Source organism: Blautia sp. DFI.3.45 (assembly GCF_020593505.1).
Taxonomy (GTDB): domain Bacteria; phylum Bacillota; class Clostridia; order Lachnospirales; family Lachnospiraceae; genus Blautia_A; species Blautia_A wexlerae.
Genome location: NZ_JAJDMI010000022.1, coordinates 26274 through 50972, shown reverse-complemented (window position 1 = coordinate 50972; position 24699 = coordinate 26274). Strand labels below are relative to the sequence as shown.

25 protein-coding genes and 1 riboswitch are annotated in these 24699 nt (G+C 42.5%); of the genes, 19 read left to right on the top strand and 6 right to left on the bottom strand.

Annotation, left to right across the window (positions count from 1 at the left end):
* The first annotated feature begins 2 nt into the window (after window positions 1–2).
* The 6 genes from LJE09_RS09550 to LJE09_RS09525 are packed head-to-tail and all read left to right on the top strand — an operon-like array spanning window position 3 to window position 6002.
* Window positions 3–2297 (top strand): pyridine nucleotide-disulfide oxidoreductase/dicluster-binding protein, encoded by a 2295-nt coding sequence (locus LJE09_RS09550; protein ID WP_055059914.1) that lies wholly within the window; start codon window positions 3–5, stop codon window positions 2295–2297.
* Entirely contained in the window at window positions 2297–2518 is a 222-nt protein-coding gene (locus LJE09_RS09545) for a DVU_1557 family redox protein (RefSeq protein ID WP_005427475.1), read from the top strand. Before LJE09_RS09550 ends, LJE09_RS09545 begins: the two co-directional genes overlap by 1 nt.
* Window positions 2519–3052: a class I SAM-dependent methyltransferase gene (locus LJE09_RS09540; RefSeq protein WP_022380795.1), complete on the top strand. Its 534-nt coding sequence runs from the start codon at window positions 2519–2521 to the stop codon at window positions 3050–3052.
* A gap of 3 nt (window positions 3053–3055) precedes the next feature.
* Window positions 3056–3487, top strand: coding sequence for a DVU_1555 family C-GCAxxG-C-C protein (locus LJE09_RS09535; RefSeq protein WP_008708077.1), 432 nt, complete (start codon window positions 3056–3058; stop codon window positions 3485–3487).
* Window positions 3484–4809 carry a radical SAM (seleno)protein TrsS gene (gene trsS, locus LJE09_RS09530; protein ID WP_022380797.1) on the top strand — a complete coding sequence of 442 codons (1326 nt, stop codon included), beginning with the start codon at window positions 3484–3486 and terminating at the stop codon, window positions 4807–4809. Before LJE09_RS09535 ends, trsS begins: the two co-directional genes overlap by 4 nt.
* A gap of 20 nt (window positions 4810–4829) precedes the next feature.
* Window positions 4830–6002, top strand: coding sequence for a DVU_1553 family AMP-dependent CoA ligase (locus LJE09_RS09525; RefSeq protein ID WP_334303161.1), 1173 nt, complete (start codon window positions 4830–4832; stop codon window positions 6000–6002).
* Window positions 6003–6077: 75 nt separating this feature from the next.
* On the opposite strand, the gene LJE09_RS09520 is transcribed toward LJE09_RS09525, so the two are convergent.
* Window positions 6078–6815 carry a DUF5714 domain-containing protein gene (locus LJE09_RS09520; RefSeq protein WP_008708080.1) on the bottom strand — a complete coding sequence of 246 codons (738 nt, stop codon included), beginning with the start codon at window positions 6813–6815 and terminating at the stop codon, window positions 6078–6080.
* Between the two features lie 5 nt (window positions 6816–6820).
* The gene (locus LJE09_RS09515) at window positions 6821–7852 is read right to left on the bottom strand and encodes a 3-deoxy-7-phosphoheptulonate synthase (protein WP_118758770.1); all 1032 of its coding nucleotides are present in this window, start codon (window positions 7850–7852) and stop codon (window positions 6821–6823) included.
* A 291-nt stretch (window positions 7853–8143) separates the two neighbouring features.
* Between LJE09_RS09515 and LJE09_RS09510 the strand changes: the two genes are divergently transcribed.
* The 11 genes from LJE09_RS09510 to xylB all read left to right on the top strand — a co-directional run bounded on the left by LJE09_RS09510 (window position 8144) and on the right by xylB (window position 19538).
* Window positions 8144–8380 (top strand): hypothetical protein, encoded by a 237-nt coding sequence (locus tag LJE09_RS09510; protein ID WP_022380801.1) that lies wholly within the window; start codon window positions 8144–8146, stop codon window positions 8378–8380.
* A 76-nt stretch (window positions 8381–8456) separates the two neighbouring features.
* Window positions 8457–8975 (top strand): GNAT family N-acetyltransferase, encoded by a 519-nt coding sequence (locus LJE09_RS09505; protein WP_020437248.1) that lies wholly within the window; start codon window positions 8457–8459, stop codon window positions 8973–8975.
* Between the two features lie 31 nt (window positions 8976–9006).
* Complete coding sequence (locus LJE09_RS09500; RefSeq protein ID WP_173681174.1) at window positions 9007–9705, top strand: metallophosphoesterase; 699 nt, start codon at window positions 9007–9009, stop codon at window positions 9703–9705.
* Between the two features lie 165 nt (window positions 9706–9870).
* Window positions 9871–10956 (top strand): leucine-rich repeat protein, encoded by a 1086-nt coding sequence (locus LJE09_RS09495; protein ID WP_227311247.1) that lies wholly within the window; start codon window positions 9871–9873, stop codon window positions 10954–10956.
* Window positions 10957–10977: 21 nt separating this feature from the next.
* Window positions 10978–12345: a vWA domain-containing protein gene (locus LJE09_RS09490; RefSeq protein WP_227311254.1), complete on the top strand. Its 1368-nt coding sequence runs from the start codon at window positions 10978–10980 to the stop codon at window positions 12343–12345.
* 116 nt (window positions 12346–12461) lie between these two features.
* Window positions 12462–14015 carry an ATP-binding protein gene (locus tag LJE09_RS09485; RefSeq protein ID WP_227311245.1) on the top strand — a complete coding sequence of 518 codons (1554 nt, stop codon included), beginning with the start codon at window positions 12462–12464 and terminating at the stop codon, window positions 14013–14015.
* A 156-nt stretch (window positions 14016–14171) separates the two neighbouring features.
* Window positions 14172–14609, top strand: coding sequence for a GatB/YqeY domain-containing protein (locus LJE09_RS09480; RefSeq protein WP_025578938.1), 438 nt, complete (start codon window positions 14172–14174; stop codon window positions 14607–14609).
* Between the two features lie 191 nt (window positions 14610–14800).
* Entirely contained in the window at window positions 14801–15649 is an 849-nt protein-coding gene (locus LJE09_RS09475; RefSeq protein ID WP_173683517.1) for an AraC family transcriptional regulator, read from the top strand.
* Window positions 15650–15743: 94 nt separating this feature from the next.
* The gene (locus LJE09_RS09470) at window positions 15744–16361 is read left to right on the top strand and encodes a DUF4867 family protein (RefSeq protein ID WP_008708127.1); all 618 of its coding nucleotides are present in this window, start codon (window positions 15744–15746) and stop codon (window positions 16359–16361) included.
* A gap of 93 nt (window positions 16362–16454) precedes the next feature.
* A complete protein-coding gene (locus LJE09_RS09465; RefSeq protein WP_008708129.1) occupies window positions 16455–17936 on the top strand; it encodes an L-fucose/L-arabinose isomerase family protein in 1482 nt (493 codons plus the stop codon).
* 144 nt (window positions 17937–18080) lie between these two features.
* Window positions 18081–19538: a xylulokinase gene (gene xylB, locus LJE09_RS09460; protein WP_173743646.1), complete on the top strand. Its 1458-nt coding sequence runs from the start codon at window positions 18081–18083 to the stop codon at window positions 19536–19538.
* Between the two features lie 110 nt (window positions 19539–19648).
* Here xylB and LJE09_RS09455 read toward each other — a convergent pair whose 3' ends face one another.
* Entirely contained in the window at window positions 19649–20584 is a 936-nt protein-coding gene (locus LJE09_RS09455) for a LysR family transcriptional regulator (protein WP_227311244.1), read from the bottom strand.
* Between the two features lie 97 nt (window positions 20585–20681).
* Between LJE09_RS09455 and LJE09_RS09450 the strand changes: the two genes are divergently transcribed.
* Window positions 20682–22124: an aspartate ammonia-lyase gene (locus LJE09_RS09450; RefSeq protein ID WP_008708134.1), complete on the top strand. Its 1443-nt coding sequence runs from the start codon at window positions 20682–20684 to the stop codon at window positions 22122–22124.
* Window positions 22125–22232: 108 nt separating this feature from the next.
* Here LJE09_RS09450 and LJE09_RS09445 read toward each other — a convergent pair whose 3' ends face one another.
* The 3 genes from LJE09_RS09445 to LJE09_RS18800 form a co-directional block, all read right to left on the bottom strand.
* A complete protein-coding gene (locus tag LJE09_RS09445; RefSeq protein ID WP_008708136.1) occupies window positions 22233–23918 on the bottom strand; it encodes a formate--tetrahydrofolate ligase in 1686 nt (561 codons plus the stop codon).
* 164 nt (window positions 23919–24082) lie between these two features.
* Window positions 24083–24168, bottom strand: a riboswitch (ZMP/ZTP riboswitch).
* A gap of 169 nt (window positions 24169–24337) precedes the next feature.
* On the bottom strand, window positions 24338–24418 hold the full coding sequence (locus LJE09_RS18805) for a hypothetical protein (RefSeq protein ID WP_306505412.1): 81 nt from the start codon (window positions 24416–24418) through the stop codon (window positions 24338–24340).
* 46 nt (window positions 24419–24464) lie between these two features.
* Window positions 24465–24518 carry a DUF6783 domain-containing protein gene (locus LJE09_RS18800; RefSeq protein WP_319792444.1) on the bottom strand — a complete coding sequence of 18 codons (54 nt, stop codon included), beginning with the start codon at window positions 24516–24518 and terminating at the stop codon, window positions 24465–24467.
* On the opposite strand from LJE09_RS18800, the gene LJE09_RS18795 reads away from it, so the two are divergent.
* Window positions 24495–24587, top strand: a complete 93-nt coding sequence (locus tag LJE09_RS18795; protein WP_319792445.1) for a DUF6783 domain-containing protein — start codon at window positions 24495–24497, stop codon at window positions 24585–24587. The genes LJE09_RS18800 and LJE09_RS18795 overlap by 24 nt on opposite strands.
* Window positions 24588–24699 lie beyond the last annotated feature (112 nt).

Below are 24699 nucleotides of genomic sequence, written 5' to 3'. Positions count from 1 at the left end.
TTATGACATATATACAGGAAAGAGGTTCCACTCATGTTTATCACGTAAATCGAATGTCAAAGGAAGAGATGGATCATATGATCAGCCTCTGTGTTCATGAACAGCCGGCGTACTGTGTTGCAGCCTGTCCTTTCAAAGCAGATACAAAAGAAATGCTGTTTTATGCTGCAAAAGGAAACTTTAAGAAAGCTCTGGCTATCTATGAAAAGATCACACCATTTCCCATGATCCTCTGTAACGGATGTACTGCACCATGTGAGGAAAAATGCAGACTCTGTGAGCTGGGTGATGGCATATCCATACGTGAAGTAGAGCGTGCCATTGTACGATATGGGGAACCTGGAAAACGGAGCAGTGTATTTCGTATCAGAAAGAAAAAAAAGGCTGTGATCTTTGGCTCAGGATTGTTCCCGCTGTTTCTTGCAGGGGAACTGGAAAAGAAGATGTATCCTGCAACCATTTACTGTCAGGAGAAAGATTATGAAGCCTATATTGCAGCAGCAGCTCCGGAGCTTTTGGAATCAGATCGCAAAAATGAGGTAAAACGTCTCAGTTCCATGGACCTTTCCTTTGAATTCGGATGCAGTCTTGACCTTCCGTTTATCAGAGCGAAAATGAAGGAGGCAGATGTGGTCTGTGCTTCAGAGGAGGTGGCCAAAAAGCTGGCTCCAGAGGAAACAGCAGACGCAGAGATCATGCTGAGAGAACAGGCGGGAATTGTCAGCGGTCCGGTCCGGTCTGTGATGGATGCAGCTTTTGCTGCAAAGAGAGCTGCCCTGACTGTAGACCTCCTTGTACAGAATCTTTCGCCCCACAGCAACAGAGGCAGTGAAGGAGCAGTTACCACCAGGCTCTATACAAATATGGACGGGATGAAAGGCTCCAAAAAGATTCCCTGCAGCACAGATGGATATTCAAAAGAAGAAGCTATTGAGGAAGCAAAGCGATGCATTCAGTGTCACTGTGATGAGTGTATGAAAAGCTGTGTCTATTTAAGGGAATATAAAAAGCATCCGGGTCTTCTTGCACGTGAGATTTATAATAATACCCAGATCATTATGGGAGATCACCAGATGAATAAACCGATGAATTCCTGTTCACTCTGCGGACAGTGTACTGTAACCTGTCCAAATGGGTTTGATATGAGCCAGGTCTGCAAATCTGCAAGAGAAAACATGGTATCTACAGACAAAATGCCTCTGGCACCTCATGAATTTGCACTGATGGATATGCTGTTCTCCAATTCGGAGGCTTTCTTATGCAGACCTCAGCCGGGATATGAAACCTGCAGATATGTATTTTTCCCAGGATGTCAGGCAGGAGCTATAGCGCCGGATGTTGTCACAGAGGCATATGAGGATCTGTGCAGGAGGACAGAGGGCGGTGTTGCTCTGATGCTGGGATGCTGTGGTGCTATCAGTGAATGGGCAGGACGCTATGAAATGACAGAAAAGGTAAATGAACAGTTGAAGCAGGAGCTTGCAAAACTGGGAGATCCTATGATTATAGCAGGCTGTCCAAGCTGTATGAAACAGTTAAAAGAGAGTCTTGGCGCCAAAGTCACAGGAATCTGGGAGATCTTAAAGGAAATCGGACTTCCCGGACAGGCAAAAGGACTGGAGATACCTGTTGCAATACATGATGCCTGCGGTGCCAGGGGAGATACACAGACACAGGATACAATAAGAGAGCTTCTTGCAGATATGGGGTGCACTGTTGTAAATACAGAATATTCCAGAGATCGGTCTCCCTGCTGCGGATACGGCGGACTGACTGCCTACGCTAATAAAGAGATGGCAGATAAAATGACAGAAAAGTGTCTGGAACGATCCGATTGCCCATATATAACGTACTGCATGGCATGCAGGGACCGATTTGTCAGGGAAGGCAGGGAATCCAGACATATCCTGGAACTTCTGTATGGTATAAATGCCGCCAATATGCCGGATATCAGTGAGAAACGCTACAACCGGCTTGAGCTAAAAGAGAAGCTTTTAAAAAATATATGGAATGAGGAACTGATGATGGAGAAAAAAGATTATACCGTTGCATATACAGAAGATGCCATCAGTATGATGGATGAACGTATGATCCTGAAAAGCGATGTGGAGCGTGTATTATCAGATTACAGAGAAAATCAGGAAGCGATCTTTGATGAAGAGACAAAAGAACTGGTGACAAGGAGCAGACTTGGAAATGTTACATTCTGGGTGAGATTTGTGGAAACAGAAGAAGGGTATCTGGTACGCAGAGCATACAGTCATAGAATGAATATTATGAAAAGGGTGGGACAGTAATGGCAGTAGAGAGAACATATTATACCATTGATCCTGAGGGAAAGCTGACCTGCATGAAATGCAAGGTTCCTCTTGTAAAGGGAAAAGCAAAATTTATGTATCTGGAGAACGGTTTTCCTGTTGAGATGCCGGTCTGTCCCAAATGTGGCTTTGTCTATGTTCCGGAAGAACTGGCTCTTGGAAAGGTTTTGGCAGTGGAACGTGCACTGGAGGATAAATAGATGAACAGACATCCCGGCAGGGAAGAGCAGACAATTCATCTTCTGAAAAGCATAGAACTGAAAAAAGGAATGAAAGCTCTGGATCTGGGAGCAGGAGAGGGAGAGACCGTGCGGATCATGAAAGCATTTGGTCTGAATGTGCAGGGTGTGGATCTTGTTCCGCGAAGCAGTGAGGTGCAGCAGGGAGATTTTCTGGACCTTCAGTATGCAGCAGACAGTATGGATCTCTGTATCAGCCAGTGTGCATTTTTTGTCAGCAGAGATCAGAAAAAGGCAGTCTCTGAATGCTGGCGTGTACTGAAAAAGGGAGGATTTCTTTTGCTGTCAGATCTGGATCCGGGCAATCTTCTGGAAATTGTGAAAGAAACAGGGTTTACGATTCTCTGTCAGGAGGATCAGACTGCTCTCTGGAGAGAATATTATCTGGAAGCAATCTGGAATGATTCATTCTGCTGCGAGGATCATAAGCTTCTGCAGAAAGAATACAAAGGCAGAAAAATAGGCTATACCATGGTGGTTGGCAGAAAGGAGTAATGTATGGATCTTTACGAAAGAATAATGGAATTAGGTAGCATGGGATATCATTGTTCACAGATCATTATGATCATGACTCTGGAAACCATAGGAGAGGAAAATCCACAGCTTGTAAAGGCAATGGGAGGCCTTGGCGGAGGAATCGGTTACTGTGGAGATACCTGCGGATGTCTGACAGGAAGTGCCTGTGCCATCGGATATTTTCTCGGAAATCTGGCTCCTGAGGAGAAGGAAGATGCACAGATGAAACCGGCTGTACAGGAATTATATCAGTGGTTCCGCCAGAAGACAGAGGAAGAATTCGGAGCTTTTTACTGTAAGGATATCACTCATCTGGACTGGGGTGTGATCATGGAGAAATGTCCTGGACTTATTGCAGATACTTATACAAAAGTTATGGAAATTCTGACAGAGCGGGAGGTACTGAAGCTTTGATCACCATCGGCAAAACAAAGAGTGTCTGTCCGGAATGTATGAAGGTAGTTCCTGCCATAAAAGGTATCGGTGAAGACGGGATCTATCTGGTAAAGGAATGCAATGCTCATGGAAAATTTCAGACCCTGATCTGGGAAGGAAATGCAGCAGATTATCTTTCCTGGGGAAGAGAAAATCTCTCAGCAGAAACGCCTGTAAATCCGAAGGTTAAAGAAAAATCCTGTCCGGATAATTGCGGACTCTGTGAGGAACATGAAAGAAAAGGCTGCTGTATGATCCTGGAAGTTACAAAACGCTGTAATATGCATTGTCCTGTCTGCTTTGCTTCAGCAGGAGAAGACAGGGAAAAGGGAGATATTCCCATCTGTGAAATAGAAAAACAGTATGATTTTCTGATGGCTCACGGAGGTCCCTTTAATATACAGCTTTCAGGAGGAGAACCAACCATGAGGGACGATCTGCCTGAAATCATACATATGGGAAGAGAAAAAGGATTTACATTTTTTCAGTTAAATACCAATGGGATCCGGCTTGCCAGGGAGGAGGGGTATGCCGGAAAGCTGAAAAAAGCAGGACTGAATACAGTATTTCTTCAGTTTGACGGTGTGACAGATCAGGTTTATGAGACTTTACGTGGACAGGCTATGATGGAACTGAAGAAAAAGGCGGTCTTAAACTGCTCAGAAGCAGAGCTTGGTATTGCTCTTGTGCCGGTCATTGCGCCGGGAGTAAATGATATGCAGGTAGGGAATATTCTGAAATTTGGTCTGGATCATATGCCCTTTGTTCGTGGCGTACATTTTCAGCCTATCAGTTATTTTGGCAGATGTTCCCAGAAGCGCCCCCAAAATCCCATCACCATACCAAAGATGCTGAGACTTATTGAAGAACAGACAGAGGGACTGATGAAAATTGAGGATTTTGCAGGCGGCGGCGCAGAGAATCCCTACTGCTCCTTTCATGCAAGTTATCTGAGAAAAGGAGAGCGGGAACTGAAGCTTCTTGAAAAAAAATCAGGAAAAGGATGCTGCTGTACTACCAGTGATGATTCCAGGCAGTATGTGGAAAATCAGTGGAGCTACAGTACAAAAACCTATGATGAGGGAGAAATGACACAGACAGATGCGCTAGATGAGTTTCTGATCCGGATACATAATGAAACCTTTGCAGTATCAGGTATGATCTTTCAGGATGCCTGGAATCTGGATCTTGACCGTCTGAAACGCTGTTATATCTGTGAAGTGGATCCTGATCACGGAATGGTACCGTTCTGTGCATATAATCTGACTAATCTGAAAGGAATATATTTATACAGAAAGTGAAACGATCCAATATAGATGCAATGATCTGTAGGCAGGAAAAAATTACAGATATTACAAGGGAAACAATAAACAAAATACAGTTGGATAAACTGAATGCTGTTCTGAAAAGAGAAAAAGAAAGGCAGGGATTTTATAGAGATCTGCCGGAAAGGCTGGAAAGCATTGATGATCTGAAAACCCTTCCCTTTACAACGGAATCCGACCTTGCTCAGAAAGGGGGCAGGATGTTACTGTGCTCTCAGGGAGAAATACAGAGGATCATTTCAGAACAGACAAGCGGAACAACAGGTGCAGGTAAACGTGTATTTTATACAGAAGGAGATTGTGAACATACCATAGAACTTTTTATGGCCGGACTTGGTGAGTTTATTTATCCGGGAAGCAGGACTATGGTTGCCATGCCGTTTTCAGGTCCTTCTGGACTGGGAGAGCTGATCGCAGAAGCAATCAGACGTATAGGAGCACACCCCCTTTTAACCGGGAACAATAAAACCTATGGTGAGTTAAAAACAATTCTGGAAGAGGAGCGGCCGGATACTTATGTAGGTATGCCGACAGCACTGCTTTCCATGCTCAGAATGTGTGGAAAAGGCAGTATAAAGAGAGCACTGATATCAGGGGATGCCTGTCCGGAAACAGTAATGAAAGCAATAGAAAAAATTTTGGGAACACCACTCTGGCCTCATTATGGTTCCAGAGAGATGGGGCTTGGGGGTGCGATTTGCTGTCAGGCTCATGAGGGCATGCACATGAGGGAGAATCATTGTATCACAGAGATCATAGATAAAGAGGGAAATGTTCTGCCTGACGGTCAATGGGGAGAACTGGTGATCACAACCATTGGGATGGAGGCACAGCCTATGATCAGATACAGGACCGGCGATCATACACGTATCATCCCCGGAAAATGTATCTGCGGAAGTGAGGTAAGGCGTCTGGATTTTGTAAGGCGCATCGACCAGTCCAAAAGTATGAGAGAAATGGATGAATTACTGTTTCAGTTTCCGGAACTGGTAGATTACTGTGTAAGGAGTGTTGGAGGGAAAAAAGAAATCACAGCACTTTTTATATCAGATAACGGAGAAGAACTGATCAGAAATGTCTGCACAGAGAAGAATATTATTTCTTTGGACTGCAGAAAAGCAGAATGGAGCGATAGGGCATTGTATCCTGCGAAACGTATTATTTTATAGAGAAACTATTAGAAAACAGAACGAAACCCATTGACTATCAGTCGGATTTCGTTCTGTTTTTTATTTTATGAATAGTTATTTGTTCACAGGATAATACGGACAGTCCTCTCTGATACATTCTTTATTATCTTCAAAATATTTACATAGTACAGAAGACAGCGGAATCTTTACAGAGCTGAACTGCCTGTAAAACCTGATCGCTTCTTCAATAGCAATTCTGCTGGTGCGTTTACAGCAGCGCGGACCACCAACATCAGCCAGTTTGGATAAAATAACAGAGACAAGCTTCTGAGGAAAGGGCCATGCATCCTTATGGAGGGGACCGGATCCGGTCATAACAGACATAAAGATTCCGGCACCTGCTGCTGCACCACACACTCCCCAGTAACCGCAGGTACCACCGGGAACCTGCCTCGCTCTTTTACAGATTTCAGATAATGCGGTATCGTAATTCATACGCTCTCCATTATTGCGAAGTGCAGTCAGAAGAACACTGGGAACAATGGCATGATGTTCAGGTCCATGCATGTGGACAGAAGGAAGGTCCATGATCTCTTCCAGAAGCAGCAGGGGATCCTTCTCTGTGCTGCTTCTGAGGGCTATGATCACCGGTATATAAGTACCATAGCTGTGACAGGCATCACAGACAAAATGGCCATTTTCACAGACAGCATTTGTCAGCTGCTCTTTGTGGCAGATGCTGCAGGTTTTCACAGAACTTTCGACGCTGTATGTGACCGGTGCTCCACAGATCAGGCAGCCTGAAAAATGTTCTGTCTCTCCACAACAGCAGGAATTATTTGTATTATCCATAAAAATCAGCATTTCTCAGCAATATCATAGATAAGCCGTTCTGTATCTTCCCATCCGAGGCAAGGATCTGTGATGGAACAGCCAGGAGTCATATGATCACTGATATCCTGGCGGCCTTCGAGAAGGTAGCTTTCAATCATAACACCTTTAACCAGCTTTCTGAGATCCGGATTATAGTTGCGGCTGTGAAGTACTTCTGAAACAATACGGATCTGTTCCTTGTATTGCTTGTTGGAGTTTGAGTGGTTGGCATCTATGATGATGGCAGGGTTCTTAAGATCTTTTTTAGCATACAGAGCAGACAGACGTATCAGATCTTCATAGTGGTAGTTAGGAATAGTCTGTCCGTACTGGTTTACACCACCTCTGAGAATTGTGTGTGCCAGATCATTTCCTGAAGTTTCCACATCATTTCCTCTGTAGATGAAGTGGTGTGGATGCTGTGCAGCAGTGACGGAATTCAGCATAACAGAGAGATCACCGCTGGTAGGATTCTTCATACCGACAGGAATATCCATGCCACTGGCAGTGAGACGATGCTGCTGGTTCTCCACAGAACGTGCACCTACAGCTTCATAGGAGAGAATATCATCCAGATAGCTGCGGTTTTCAGGATAAAGCATCTCATCTGCAGAAGAGAGTCCTGTCTCCTGCATAACTCTCATGTGCATCTTGCGGATAGCAATAATTCCGGCAAGAAGGTCAGGAGCCTTATCAGGGTCTGGCTGATGAAGCATTCCTTTGTAACCGTCACCTGTGGTACGGGGCTTATTTGTATAGACTCGCGGGATGATCATCAGTTTGTCAGAGACTTTATCTGCCACTGTTTTCAGTTTGCGTACATATTCGCAGACTGTATCTTCGTTATCAGCGGAACAAGGTCCTACAAGGACGATAAATTTATCTGATTCACCGGTGAAGATACGGCGTATTTCTTCATCGCGCTGTTTTTTTACTTCTTTGAGTTCCTGGCTGAGAGGGTACTGAGATTTCAGAACCTCCGGTAAAGGGAGCTCGTGATTAATTTTCATAGACATGATTTATTTCCTCCATATAAGTACATGCAGATCTTTCATAATGCCGGAAGTCAGAAATATTTTGTACCTGACCGGACTGCCTGCATATTTTCCTTCACAAGTATAACATGGTGTTATCTAAAATTCCAGTACTTTAGCACTTTAAATCGACATATTTTGAGAAAATGTAATCAGACCGTTTTTTATGCCTGTTTCTTAGCTTCACAAAAATGCTTTCAGATGTTACAATCAAATAAAAGGTATTAGGAAAGAAATATCAAAAGAATACCAAAGAAAGCCGGGGTGAATGTTATGGAGATTAAGAGTATTCTGATAAAGGATACAACCAGAGAGGAAAGAAAACAGATTGTGGAAGAATCTTTTGGGAATATTTCTGCAAGCTGTGATGGCTGTATGGCGGGACTGGCAGAGATGTATCAGGAATATATTGATGGTACGAAGGAAATCCGCGACATTAACATGGAGTTTAATGCACACTACGTACGGGAAGATCTGGATGAGAAATCAAAGAGAAGCTGCCCGATGTAGATAAAACAACTATATGGGAAACTGGCAGATTGCGAATATGCAGGAAATAACAAGATAACAGGAGAAGGATATAAAAATGAGTACAAACAATATGGATAGATTTGAATTCAGATGTATCAGACCGGAGGAGACACAGCAGGCGATAGAGATCGAGCAGATCTGTTTCCCGCCAAATGAGGCATGTTCCCCGAAAAGTCTGACAGAGAGAATAAAAGCAACAGCAGAAACATTTCTGGTAGCTGAGGATAAGGAAACCGGAAAGCTGGCTGCATTTCTTAATGGAGTTCCTACAGATGAGGAGGCTTTCAGAGATGAATTCTTCACAGATATTTCCCTGAGTAATCCTGAAGGCAAAAATATCATGCTTCTGGGTCTGGATGTCCGTCCGGAATATCGTATGCAGGGACTGGGACGTGAACTGGTATCCCGATACTGCCAGAAGGAAGCACAAAAAGGACGAAAGAAACTTTTCCTCACCTGTCTGGATGAAAAAGTGAAGATGTATGAGAAATTCGGCTTTACAGATCTGGGTCAGGCAAACTCCACCTGGGGCGGAGAAGCCTGGCATGCCATGAGTATCGAGATTGGAAGATAATTAACGAGCAGAACAGACAGGAGAGTGTACAATGAGCCTATATGCAATCGGTGATTTTCATCTTTCGTTTACAGTCAATAAACCTATGGATGTATTTGATAAAAGATGGAAGAACCATGTAGTTAAGATTGAGAAGTACTGGAAGAAGAGAGTAACAGAGAATGATACAGTAGTGATAACAGGAGATCATTCCTGGGGGAGAGATCTTGCAGAGTGTCAGGCGGATCTGGATTTTATTATGGCTCTGCCGGGCAGGAAGATTCTGCTTCGGGGAAATCACGATATGTTCTGGGATGCGAAGAAGACAGAAAATCTGAATGAGATGTTCAGAGGAAAGCTGGAATTTTTGCAGAATAATTTTTATACATATGAGGATTATGCGCTGGTGGGAACCAAAGGCTACTGTTATGAAGGAAAAGACAGCTATGAGCATTTTCTGAAGATCCGAGAGCGGGAGTTGGGGCGGCTGCGCTGCTCTTTTGAAGCGGCGAAGGCAGCAGGATATGAGAAGTTTATCATGTTTCTTCATTATCCGCCTACAAGTATTGGAGAGATGGAGAGTCCGTTTACCCTGATGGCACAGGAATTTGGCGCCGAGAAGGTGATCTATTCTCACTGTCATGGAGAGAAGCGATATGATGACAGCTTTAAAGGCTATGTGGATGGAATAGAGTACAAGCTGGTGTCGGGAGATTATCTGAACTTTAAACCGGAGCCAGTATTATGCTAATGGTAATCTTTATATCGGTATTCGATTATAGGTGGGTAGTGGAGTGCGAATATCTGTTTAATATTAAGCATCAGTAGTATGGAAAAAATCCCTGGGAAGTATTATACTTTTCAGGGATGATTTTATGTGCTTTGAGAGAAAATATCTTCGGGGAGAAATGAGAAAATGAAGATTTACTACAGAGAGAAATCTGGCGGGATTGAAATTCTGCGGTGTTTTGGAATAGAGGGCAGAGTTGAGATTCCGGGAATGATAGATGACAAATTGGTAATCAGTGCGGCACCGTATGCATTTTCTAGCCATATGGATGAGAAGGAAGACCTGAAAAATGCCAGTCTGTGGGAAGTGTCAGATGGTCTTGAGTTTGGCAGAGAAGAGCATGTTCTGGCAGGAAATGACGTGGAGGAGATTGTTTTTCCTTACACTTTAAAAGAGATTGGACGATATATTTTTTATGGCTGCGGGAATCTGAAAAAGCTGGAGTTTTCTGACAGCCTGATGCAGATAGGCTGTGGTGCATTTACAGGCTGCCATGCATTGGAGAAGCTGACTGTTCATATGAGACAGGGAAAGAAGTCAGGCGTTAAGGAAATGCTGGGCGAGATGTGGCAGAGGATAGATGTAAACTTTCTTTATGAGTATGAAGAAGCCAGACTTGTATTTCCGGAGCATTATGATGAGGCGGTTGAGAACACTCCGGCGCGTATTTTGTATACGGAATATCATGGATCAGGCAGTAATTACAGGCAGTGTTTTTATGATAAGGAGCTGAATTATCAGGAATATGACAGGCTTTTTGAAATGGCGGTAGCCATGGATAAGCTGGAAGTTCTGGTTGATATGTCATTTGGCAGATTGGAGTTTCCTTATGAACTGACCGGGAAAGCCAGGGAGAATTACAGGGAATATATCCGTAAGAATCTGGGAGATATTGCAGAATATCTGGTAAAGCAGGAGGATATGCACAGATTGGAAGTGATATCCTCGCAAAAACTCTGGACACTGGAAGGAATTGATCCTGCGTTAGATTGTGCATCTAAGAGAAAAGAAACGGAAGTATCCGCATTTTTGATGAATGAAAGAGCAAATCTGGTGGATAATACGGCAGGAAGTGAACGTATAGATGTGGATAAGCTGCAAAATAGTCAGGAAGCTGACAGGACAGAGCAGGGGAAAAATGAACAATCACAAACTACAGAAAAATCTTTGAATAGAAGAACTATACTAAGAAAAAAGAGGTTTGAACTGTGATAGATATAGAGGAAAATAATGATGCAGCCAGAGGATAAAATACAGGAAATAGCAGAAAGAGCAGAGCGTTTGCAGGAAATCGGCAGCAGTATTCTCAGGGCTGCGCGGGATGAATTATATCTGGGAATGCGGTTTTTGGATGTGGCGCTGAGCAGTTTTTCTTATCAGATGGATGGTCAGGTCCATGGATTTGGAACGGATGGAAGAGTGATGTATTTCCAGCCGCAGATGCTGGGAGGCTTATATAGAGAGAACAGGATTCTGGTGAACAGAGGGTATCTGCATATGGTATTCCACTGTATTTTCCGGCATTTTGCATGGAACGGTACAGAAAGTAAGAAGAGGGCAGACGATGGAATCACAATCCAGGAACGTATGCGTGATCTGAGTTGTGACATTGCAGTGGAGCATATGATAGATGGGATGAGCTATCGGAGTATCCGTTTCTCACGCAGTCTTCTGCGAAGGGAAACCTACCGTCTCCTTGAAAAAGAGGGAAAAACCCTCAACGCACAGAGAGTATATAAAATATTGTCAGAATGGAATCTGAACGAAAAGGATCTTACAAATCTGGAACAGGAATTTCGCACAGATGACCACAGATACTGGGAAAGTAAGAAACCGGATCAGAAACCGAATCCCATGCTCAGCCGCAAATGGGGGGAGATCAATGATGGAATCGAGACGGACCTGGAAACCTTTTCACAGGAGGCAGGTGAGCGGGACGGAGATTTCCTGGAGCAGATAAAAACAGAGAACAGAAGTCGGTACGATTACAGAGAATTCCTGCGGAAATTTGCAGTTTTTCATGAAGAACTGGCAGTGGATGATGACAGTTTTGATTACAATTTCTATACCTACGGTCTGCGTCTTTATGGAAATATGCCGTTGATCGAACCATTGGAATCCAAAGAAGTTAAGAAGATAGAGGAGTTCGTGATCATTATCGATACCTCCATGTCTTGTTCAGGAGAACTGGTGAGAAAGTTTCTGGAGGAAACCTACGGTGTACTTAGTGAGAGTGAGAGCTTTTTTACAAAAATCAATGTGCACATCATTCAGTGTGATGAGAAAGTCCACACAGATAAAAGGATTACCTCCCGGAAAGAAATGAAAGACTATATGGAACATCTGGAACTGTATGGAGATGGCGGAACAGATTTCAGGCCTGCATTTGAATGGGTGGACAAACTGCTGGAACAGCATGAATTTCATAACCTGAAAGGGCTGATCTATTTTACGGATGGATTCGGGATTTACCCGAAGAAAATGCCACCATATAAGACTGCATTTGTGTTTATGCAGGATAATTACAGAGATGTGGATGTGCCGGTATGGGCTATGAAACTGATCCTGGATGAGGATGATTTTGAGAAGCCAGACAGGTAATGAAGAGAGAAAATTATAATTGCGGGAGCTGCAAATCGCGGAGTAATTCGTGGATATCAAGGAAATGAGAAAACTGAGTAAAAGTAAGAAGTGTTCAGCAGGAAAGGATTTACATTATGGATATAAAACGAGCAAAACAGGAGATAAAGGACTCAATAGAAGCATACCTTGCGAAGGATGAATTTGGAGAATACCTGATCCCGGCCATACGCCAGAGACCAATTCTCCTTATGGGGGCACCGGGTATTGGAAAGACGCAGATTATGGAACAGATCGCCAGGGAATGTAAGGTAGGTCTGGTATCTTATACTATCACACATCACACCCGTCAGAGTGCAGTAGGACTGCCGTTTATCAAAGAGAAAACCTTTGGTCAGGAGACTTTTTCTGTCACAGAATATACTATGAGTGAGATTATTGCCTCTGTCTATGAAAAGATGGAAAAAACAGGTCTCAGAGAAGGAATTCTTTTTATTGATGAGATTAACTGCGTATCAGAGACCTTGGCGCCTATGATGCTGCAGTTTCTTCAGGGAAAGACATTTGGCAATCAGAAAGTACCGGAAGGATGGGTGATCGTGACAGCAGGAAACCCGCCGGAATACAATAAATCTGTCCGCGAATTTGACGTAGTAACCCTTGACAGAATCAAGAGGATTGATGTGCAGCCGGATTTTGAAGTGTGGAAAGAATATGCCTATGAGCAGGGAATCCATCCGGCTGTGATCTCTTATCTGGAGCTTCGCAGAAAGAATTTCTACAGAATGGAGAACACAGTAGACGGACGGATTTTTGCCACTGCCAGAGGCTGGGAAGATCTTTCAAGGCTGATACAGGTATATGAAACACTGGATAAAGAAGTGGACAGAGAGGTGGTATATCAGTATATCCAGCATCCAATGATCGCAAAAGATTTTGCCGCATATCTGGCATTATACAATAAGTATAAGACAGACTATGCAGTGGAGGATCTGCTTCAGGGTAAATGGACACCCATCACTCTGGGTAAGATCCGCAATGCTTCATTGGATGAGCATCTGAGTATTGTTGGTCTGCTGAACGGAAAGCTCAGCCAGTTATTTGCAGACTGTTATTTTATGGATGCCTATGTGACAAAGCTCTATGGTTACATGACAGAATACAGAGATAACCTTCCGGAAATGACGCTGGAATCCATTTATAAAAAGGCAGAAAATGATTTTCAGACTGCAAAAAAATCTGAGCTTCTCACTAAAAATGAAGAAAAAGTATTTATCCGTACAGTGGATTTTCTTGAGAAATTATGGATAGAACTGAGGGGAGAAACTGGTTCTGAAGATAAAACAGAGAATAATAAAGCTGTTGAAATTTCGGAAAAAGATACCTATGAGCAGACAAAAACTGCTTTTACAGCGGAGGCAGACAACCTGGAAACTCAGACAGAATATATCTCTCAGACGCTTCAGAATGTTTTTGATTTTATGGAAGCAGCCTTTGGTGACAGCCAGGAAATGGTAGCATTTATTACGGAACTGAATGCAAACTTTTACAGTATCTGGTTTATCCGGGAAAATGGTTCTGACCAGTATTACCGTCACAACAAGGGACTACTGTTTGATGACAGACAGAAACTGATCCTGGGACAAATGGAAGAACTGGAGAACACGATGAAGCGGGGACTAAAAAATTAATTTTTATGTCAATTAGCATTGGATTTTCAGATAAATCGTGGTATGCTGATGAATAGAATTATGATTTGAGTGAAAAATATCAGGAATGCAGGCGCATTTGACTGTGCAGCAGTAGAACGATATGGAATCACTAGAAAAAACGAGGAGGAATATAAAATGGAATTAGAAGTATTAAGAAAAGATATGGTTGCAGCTATGAAAGCCAAAGATAAAGTAACAAAAGAAGCAGTCTCCTCTCTGATCTCTGCAGTAAAAAAAGTAGCGATCGATGAGGGATGCCGTGATGAAATTAAGAGCGATCTGGTGGACAGAGTTATTTTGAAGGAGTTGAAAACTGTAAAAGAACAGTTGGATACCTGTCCGGAAAGCCGTGAGGATCTGAAGGCTGAATATCAGGCAAGGTATGATGTGATTGCCAAATATGCACCAAAACAGATGGATGCAGCAGAGGTAAAGACATATCTGGAAGAAAAATTTGCAGATGTGATCGCAACGAAAAATAAGGGGCAGATCATGAAGGCTGTTATGGCTGATATGAAAGGAAAAGCAGACGGAAAGGTAATTAATCAGGTTGTGGCAGAGCTCTGCAAATAATGTGTTATCTTAACCGAATCAAGTAAGTCCCCTGCTTCAATTGCGAAAAGCAATAAGCAGTGGGTGGGACTATGTGAAGAATAGGATCATCCAGCAGATTTGGTATGCAGAAAGCTGGATAGTTATCGAAATAGCCGCAGTATATTGGAGTATCCGAATACTGCGGTTATTTTGTTAGGAGGTGAATATATATGGAGTTTCAGCATGAACTGATCATTCCTAATGAGGGACTTCCGTTTAAGGTTTTTCTTTTTGAAGGAGGAAATGGCAATTATGTGCGTGAGAAGCACTGGCATACGTCTGTAGAGATTTTTGCTGTGATGGAGGGGCGACTGGATTTTTTTGTAAATAAGGATGAATATCCGCTGAAAGCTGGAGAGCAGATAATCATTAATTCCAATGAGATCCACTCTATCCATGCTGTGGAGAAAAATAAAACAGTAGTTCTGCAGATTCCTCTGAAACAGTTTGAGAATTATTTTACTGCCCAGAGATATATCCGTTTTCGGGGGCAGGAGGAGCTGGTGGATAAGAAACTGGCTTCTTTGCTTCGTAAATTATATCATGTGTATTCCGAGCGGAAAATTGGATATGAGTTCCGGACAATTTCTATTTTTTACGAGATCATGTATATCCTGGTGAAGGATTACCGTGTGACAGAGACCAGGGAGAAGGATATCCGACACAGCCGCCGTCTGGATGCATTGTCAAAAATCACCACATATATGCGTGAGCATTACAGGGAGGAACTGAAGCTTTCTGATGTGGCGGCTACTTTTGGATACTCGGATGCATATTTGTCGCGAATGTTTCAAAAATATGCAAAAATCAACTATAAAACTTATCTGCAGGATATCCGTATGGCATATGCGTACAGGGATTTGCTGAATACAGACCATACAATTAGTCAGATTGCACTAGATAATGGATTTTGCAGCAGCAGGGGTTTTTCCGGGGAATTTCAGAAAAGATATGGGATACTTCCAAGTGAGATGCGAAAACAGATAAATGAAAAAGGTCAAAAAAACGCTATAGATTAGACAAGAAAACTGGCGAAAAATACCCTTTATTCTGATATATTCTAAGCACAGTCAAGAAAACGTAATATCGACAGAATATAAGGAGGTTTTTGAAGTGAAAATTCAGAATGTAACAGATGCTTCCTTCCGTAAATATGGAAAGGTGCTTGAAGGGTATGACTTCAGTGCTCTTCTCAAAGAAATGAAACATACACCGGTTCCGGATGATGTGGTTTATGTACCATCTGTTGAGGAGCTGGAAGCTCTGGATGTAGCAAAAGCACTGCAGAATAAAGGATTTGGCGGAATCCCGATCGAAATTGGATACTGCAACGGACATAATAAGAAATTAAATGCAGTAGAATATCACCGCAGTTCAGAGATCAATGTAGCGGTAACAGATCTGGTGCTGCTTATCGGAAGCCAGCAGGATATCACAGATGATTTTACATATGATACTTCTAAGATCGAAGCATTCCTGGTACCTGCAGGAACAGGTATTGAAGTATATGCAACTACACTTCATTATGCGCCATGCAATGTACAGGATGGCGGTTTCCAGTGTGTAGTCGTACTTCCGGCAGGAACCAATACAGATCTTACATTTGAGACAGCTAAGACAGGCGAGGACAGCCTGCTGACAGCTAAGAACAAATGGCTCATTGCACATGAAGATGCGGCAATCGAGGGTGCAGTAAACGGACTTCGTGGAGAGAATATCACCATTGACTGAGTTGCTCGGAATCTGTGGCAGTAGAGTATCAGAATATAGTAAATGAATAACAAAATCATATAAATACATATCAAATATGGAGGAATTTATATTATGAACAATATACCAGTAGTAAAACTTGGATTAATCGCAGTAAGCCGTGACTGTTTTCCGATTCAGCTTTCTGAAAAGAGACGTGCAGCAATCAAGGAAACTTATAAAGGTGAACTTTATGAATGTCCTGTAACTGTTGAGAACGAGAAGGATATGGAGAAAGCTCTTGAAGATGTAAACAAAGCAGAGTGTAATGCGCTGGTTGTTTTCCTTGGAAACTTCGGACCTGAAACTCCTGAAACTCTGATCGCAGAGAGATTTGACGGACCTTGTATGTATGTAGCAGCAGCAGAAGGTGACGGTGATATGATCAACGGCAGAGGTGATGCTTACTGTGGTATGCTTAACTGCTCCTACAACTTAAAAATGCGTCATCTGAAAGCATATATTCCGGAATATCCTGTTGGAACAGCAGATGATATTGCAAAGATGATCGCTGATTTCGTACCGGTTGCACGTGCAGTCATCGGTGTCAGCAATCTTAAGATCATTACTTTCGGACCACGTCCACAGGACTTCTTCGCATGCAACGCACCTATTAAAGGCCTCTATGAGCTGGGTGTTGAGATTGAAGAGAACTCAGAGCTTGATCTTCTTGTTTCTTTCAAAGAGCATGAAAATGATCCTCGTATCCCGGAAGTTTGTGCAGATATGGCAAAAGAGATGGGCGAAGGCAAATATTATGCTGACCTTAATGTGAAAATGGCACAGTTTGAGCTTACACTTCTTGACTGGGCAGAGGCTCATAAGGGAGCAAGAAAATATGTTGCATTTGCTGACAAATGCTGGCCAGCATTCCCGTCACAGTTTGGATTTGAACCTTGCTATGTAAACAGCCGTCTGGTTTCCAGAGGAATCCCGGTATCCTGTGAGGTTGATATCTACGGAGCACTTAGTGAGTACATCGGACTTTGCATTTCCAATGATGCAGTTACACTGCTTGATATCAACAACTCTGTTCCACAGTATATCTATGATGAAGATATCAAAGGAAAATACGATTACAAGCTTACTGATACATTTATGGGATTCCATTGTGGAAATACTCCTGCATGCAAGATGTGTGATTCCAGAGCTGTTAAATATCAGCTGATTCAGCACAGACTTCTTGAGCCGGCAGGATCTGAACCAGACTTTACAAGAGGAACTCTTGAAGGTGATATTGCTGCATCTGACATTACATTCTATCGTTTACAGTGCAATTCCGAGGGCGAGCTGGTTTCTTATGTTGCAGAAGGTGAAGTACTGGATGTACCTACAAGATCATTCGGTGGTATCGGTATTTTCGCAATCAAAGAAATGGGAAGATTCTACCGTCACGTACTGATCGAGGGCAACTATCCGCATCATGGAGCAGTTATGTTTGGACATTACGGAAAAGCATTCTATGAGGTAGTGAAATTCCTTGGACTGGATGTTAAGAAGATTGGATATAACCAGCCGGCAGGCGTAAGATACCCGACAGAAAATCCATGGGGTTAATGAGAAATCAGTAAAACGGATTATTAATGTTCATGTGAAGTGAATGAATCTGAATACAGAATAAATAAACTGACACTATATTAAAGGCATCCCGGGGCTTTGCTCTGGGATGTATTAGATTAGAAATAGAAAAGGAGAGCACTTATGTATTATATTGGTATTGACCTTGGTACTTCCGCTGTAAAACTTCTTCTTATGGAAGAATCAGGAAAAATCTGTAACATCGTATCCAGAGAATATCCTTTATTCTTCCCACATCCGGGCTGGTCTGAGCAGAAACCGGAAGACTGGTTTGCGCAGAGTATGGAAGGAATGAAAGAGCTGACAAAGGATATCGACAGAGCGCAGGTAGCAGGAATTGGTTTTGGCGGCCAGATGCATGGTCTGGTAACACTTGACAAGGATGATAATGTGATCCGTCCTGCAATCCTCTGGAATGACGGACGTACAGGCGAAGAGACAGAATATCTGAATACAGTGATCGGAAAAGACAAACTTTCACAGTATACAGCAAATATTGCTTTCGCAGGCTTCACAGCACCGAAGATCCTCTGGATGCAGAAAAACGAGCCTGAGAACTTTAAGAAGGTAGTAAAGATCATGCTGCCTAAGGATTATCTGGCATATCGCCTGTCCGGTTCCTTCTGTACAGATGTTTCTGATGCTTCCGGTATGCTTCTTCTTGATGTAAAGAACCGCTGCTGGTCAAAAGAAATGCTGGAGATCTGTGGAATCACAGAAGAACAGCTTCCGAAACTGTATGAGAGCTGGGAAGTAGTAGGAACTTTGAAACCTGAGATTGCGAAAGAACTTGGATTCAGTGAAGATGTAAAAGTTGTTGCAGGTGCAGGTGACAATGCGGCAGCTGCTGTAGGAACAGGTACAGTTGGTGACGGTCAGTGTAATATTTCTCTTGGAACATCCGGAACTGTGTTTATTTCCAGTAAAAACTTTGGTGTGGACGAAAATAACGCACTTCATTCTTTCTGTCATGCAGATGGAAGCTATCATCTGATGGGATGCATGCTCAGCGCAGCTTCCTGTAACAAATGGTGGGCAGAGGAGATTCTTCAGACAAAGGATTTCGCAGCAGAGCAGGCTCCAATTCAGAAGCTGGGAGAGAATCATGTATTCTTCCTTCCATATTTGATGGGAGAACGCTCACCTCATAATAATCCTGATGCAAGAGGTGTATTCTTCGGAATGTCCATGGACAGCACAAGAGCAGACATGACACAGGCTGTTCTGGAAGGTGTTGCCTTTGGTCTTCGTGATTCCCTGGAAGTTGCAAGAAGCCTTGGAATCAAGATTGAGAGAACCAAGATCTGCGGTGGCGGAGCTAAGAGCCCACTGTGGAAGAAGATCATTGCAAACGTTATGAACCTGAAGGTTGATGTTCTGGAGAACGAAGAAGGCCCGTCCATGGGTGGTGCTATGCTGGCAGCAGTAGGCTGTGGTGCTTACCCGGATGTAGAAACCATCGGTAAGAAATTTGCCAAAGTTGTTGATACAGTAGAACCGGATCCTGAACTGGTTGCAAAATATGAAGAGAGATATCAGAAGTTCAGAACTCTGTATCCGGCGATGAAGCCATTGTTCTAATCGAATATCTGCCTGACATACTGGGGTTGTTGTGCTTATTTAGCACAACAACCCCATTTTGACGTACATATGATGATGACCAATCACCATAGCCTATTGATTATGACATATCAGGAAAAGGGCAGCTTCAGGAATTCTTCCATGGCTCTGCTGATATAGCGGCCTTTCTTCCAGTAAAAAAATACAGTGCGTTTACTGCTCTGACCGGGCAGCTTATAAAAAACAAGTTCTGAATTTGTTGGAACTCTGGAGAGCAGAAGATCCCCGATGAAAGTGATACCCATTCCCAAACATGCAATATTATAGGCAGTCATCTGCTGATCCAGGCGAAATACTACAGAAGGTGAAAAGTGATTTTCCTGACAAATGGTCAGCGCACGCTTACCGGTATCGTTATCTGAACGAAGAATAATAAATGGTTCGTTCTCAAAGTTGTTTAATGGAACAGAAGGAATATGAGAAGAACGGAACTGCCCGTTCCGGATTTCCTCAATAGGAATCTGATATTTCTGCAGTCTGGTATTTACTGAATAATTTTTGGGAACCGCTAGAAGAAGTTGTTCTTTCTGGTAGATATAATGTTCAAAAATCTGGTTATCCAGAATACAGTTATCAATTACCAGATCTAACTTTCCGGCCTGGAGAAACTGGGATAGCTTTGCTGTACTTTCTTCTACAAGAGAAATTTGAACATGGGGGAATTTTTGGGAAAAATCAGCAATAAGGGGAGGCAGAATCCACGAAGAAAAAAAGTTACTGCCACCTACATTAAGAGTTCCTGTTTTGAGATTTCCCAGATCCAGTAGGTAGTTTTCGAGATTATTTTCAATATCCATGACTTTTTCAACAGCCTGTACATAATGTTTTCCAACTTCAGTTAACTGCAAAGGTTTGGTACTTCGATCAAAAATAGGATAGCCAATACGGTTTTCCACACGTTTTACATTGGCGCTTAAAGAAGGCTGCGAAATGAAAAGAGCAGCAGCAGCTTTGGAAAAGCTTTTTTCCTTGTAGACCTCATAGATGTATTCCATTCCCTGAAACATATAAACTCCTCCGATATATAATTTAAACACTATATATTTTATAAAAATATATGTATTTGATTATATTATAGCAGAGATATATAATGAGGGCAAATACATGGGAGGGCGAATAACTATGAAAAAAACAGACTATCGTGTAGAAAGGGATTCTATTGGTGTAAAGGATATTCCGGAAGATGTATATTATGGAGTACAATCCTTACGTGCGGCTGAAAATTTTCACATTACGGGGCTGAATATGCATCCGGAAATTATTAACAGTCTTGCATACATAAAAAAAGCAGCAGCGATAACCAATTGTGAGGTGGGGCTTCTTGAGAAGAAAAAAGCACAGGCGATTGTCCAGGCATGTGATGAAATTGTTTCAGGAAAATTCCATAATGAATTTATTGTGGATCCTGTTCAGGGAGGAGCTGGCACATCTTTAAATATGAATGCCAATGAAGTAATTGCAAATCGCGCGATTGAGATACTGGGAGGAAAAAAGGGCGATTATACAATTATAAATCCTAACGATGATGTGAATTGTGGACAGTCTACCAATGACGTTATTCCTACTGCCGGTAAAATGACTTCTCTTCGTTTGTTGCAGAATCTGAAAAAACAGCTTCTTCGCCTCTATGATGCTCTTAATGAAAAAGCTACAGAGTTTGATCACATAATAAAAATGGGGCGTACACAGATGCAGGATGCAGTACCAATTCGTCTGGGACAGGAATTTAAGGCATATTCGGTAGCAATCATGCGTGATATCCACAGAATGGATAAAGCAATGGATGAAATGCGGACTCTTAATATGGGAGGTACTGCTATTGGAACAGGAATTAATGCAGATGAGGGCTATCTGAGAAGAATTGTTCCAAATCTCACTGAAATATCGGGAATGGACTTTATACAGGCTTTTGATCTGATTGATTCCACTCAGAATCTGGATCCATTTGTAGCCGTTTCCGGTGCTGTGAAAGCATGTGCGGTAACTCTTTCCAAAATGTCAAATGATCTCCGTCTGATGTCCTCCGGTCCACGTACTGGTTTTGGGGAGATTAATCTTCCGGCAAAACAGAATGGTTCCTCTATTATGCCAGGTAAAGTTAATCCGGTTATTCCTGAAGTAGTGAATCAGGTTGCTTTTAATATTATTGGTAATGATGTTACCATTACCATGGCTGCAGAGGCTGGTCAGCTGGAATTAAATGCGTTTGAGCCGATTATTTTCTATTGCATGTTTCAGTCTATCGATACTCTTGGCTATGCAGTCCAGACATTGGTAGATAATTGTATTGTAGGAATTACGGCAAATGAAGAAAGATGCCGTTATCTGGTAGAAAACAGTGTAGGTATTATCACTGCAATCAGCCCCCATCTTGGATATCAGAAGGCTGCGGATATTGCAAAAAAGGCAATTAAGACAGGCGAATCTGTAAGAAGTCTGATTCTGAAAGAAAAGCTTATGGACGAGGATGAACTTAATCGCATTCTGGATCCGATCCATATGACGGAACCTGGTATTTCCGGAAAAGATTATCTTATAAAAAAATAAAGAAAAAAACAGGCGGGAAAATCTTCCCGCCTGTAAAATCGTCTGGACACATATCATATATAAATATGATTTTTATATTTTTGAATTATTCGATTGATTTCAACTGGATTAGAACAGACCTGTGATCTTACCTGTCTCGTCTACATCGATTCTCTCAGCAGCCGGAACTTTAGGAAGACCTGGCATTGTCATGATCTCGCCTGTAAGAGCTACGATGAATCCTGCACCAGCGGAAATCTTCAGGTTACGTACTGTAACTTCGAAGTCAGTAGGAGCACCCAGTTTAGTCTGGTCATCTGTTAAGCTGTACTGTGTCTTAGCTACACAGATCGGGCAGTTGCCAAAGCCAAGAGCTTCTAACTGTTTCGCCTGTTTCTGAGCGTTAGCTGTCAGAACTACTTTCTTACCGCCATATACTTTCTGAACAATCTGGTTCAGTTTGTCTTCGATAGAACCTTCCAGTTCATATGCATAGGAGAAGTCGTTTGGTTCTTCAACAAGACGGATAACTTCTTCTGCAAGTTTGATTCCGCCTTCGCCGCCTTTTGCCCATACTTCAGAAAGAGCAACGTTAACGCCCAGTTCTTTACATTTAGCTTCTACAAAGTCAAGCTCTGCTTTTGTATCTGTAGGGAATGCGTTGATAGCAACAACACATGGAAGTTTGTATACGTTTTTGATGTTGGAAACGTGTTTTAACAGGTTCGGGATACCTTTTTCAAGAGCTTCCAGGTTTTCATTGTTAAGGTCAGCTTTAGCAACGCCGCCGTTGTATTTCAGGGCACGTACTGTAGCTACGATTACAACTGCGCTTGGTTTTAAACCAGCCATACGGCATTTGATATCAAGGAATTTCTCAGCACCAAGGTCAGCACCGAAACCAGCTTCTGTGATTGCATAATCAGCAAGCTTCATAGCCATCTTTGTAGCTGTTACAGAGTTACATCCATGAGCGATGTTTGCGAATGGTCCGCCATGTACGATTGCAGGAACGTGTTCCAGAGTCTGTACAAGGTTTGGTTTCAGAGCATCTTTTAACAGGGCTGTCATAGCGCCTTCTGCGTGAAGGTCACCTGCTGTTACAGGTTTCTGCTCGGAAACTTTTCCGTATGTATATCCGATGATGATCTTGGATAATCTTTCTTTCAGGTCCTTGATGTCGCTTGCAAGACAGAGAACTGCCATGATTTCAGATGCAACTGTGATGTCGTATCCGTCTTCACGAGGCATACCGTTTGTCTTTCCGCCAAGACCATCTACTACGTTACGAAGCTGACGGTCGTTCATATCTACACATCTTCTCCATGTGATCTTACGTGGGTCGATGTTTAATGCATTGCCCTGGAAGATATGGTTATCGATCATAGCTGCCAGTAAGTTGTTAGCTGCGCCAATGGCATGGAAGTCACCTGTGAAGTGAAGGTTAATATCTTCCATAGGAACAACCTGTGCATATCCGCCGCCTGCTGCACCACCTTTTACACCGAATACCGGTCCTAAGGATGGCTCACGAAGAGCTACCATAACACTCTTGCCAAGTCTCTGCATACCATCTGCAAGACCTACAGTAGTAGTAGTTTTACCTTCTCCTGCTGGAGTTGGGTTGATAGCTGTAACGAGGATTAATTTTCCATCCTTCTTATCACTTTCTTTCAGAAGATTGTAGTCGATTTTTGCTTTGTATTTTCCGTACTGCTCCAGATATTTGTCGTCAATACCTGCTTTCTCTGCGATCTGAGTAATTGGAAGCATCTCGCATTCCTGTGCAATTTCAATGTCTGATTTGAATCCCATAATTGTTTTTCTCCTTTCGTTTCCGCATAACATGAAAAACTTCTGTTGCTGTTCACTCCGCGATCAGCAACAATTATTAATTGAAAGAAGTATTGGCCGGTCTGCCTGGTATTCCTGATTTCTGCCCTGAAAGTTATAAAAAAAGGCCAGTATCTGAATATTTCAAATACTGCCCAGACGGTCGGCTCCCACAAACCTCCGACTCCACGTGGTTTGCACTCCACTCTTTCCGTCAGTACTCGAAGGTTCTTTCAATTGATGAATACAATATATCATTTTGAGAAAAAAATGTCAAGAAAATTTTGTTGAAACGTCAAAAAATGTGAGTAAACTGGATAAAAGTTGTGCAAATTGATAAGAGAAGAGAATCGTAATCCCTGGTCATGAAAGAAAATACGTTTTCTCAAGGAAAGAAATTGTTAAAAAATAAACACAGTTTTCCCTGATAAATGAAGAAAATATAAAAAGCGGGTAAAGCTAGAGCGTGTCTGAAAAATCATTCCCGCAATCTGCACGCCCCCACTTTGCGGGATATTTCACCCGAATTCAGTTGCCGTAGCCCGCTACGGCGCCCTCATCCGGGCAAAATATCCCACAAATTGTGACGCACATCTTGCAGAAAGCCTTTTTCAGACACGCTCTAGTGCAAAATATGGAAAATGGAATTGACAACAGTTCAGAAGATATGTTATTCTCATCTTTAGTATGAAAAGACATTATCGTTTTCATGCAAATATTTGCTCACATTCAGAGACAGTTTCTGAATGTTAAGCCATACGGA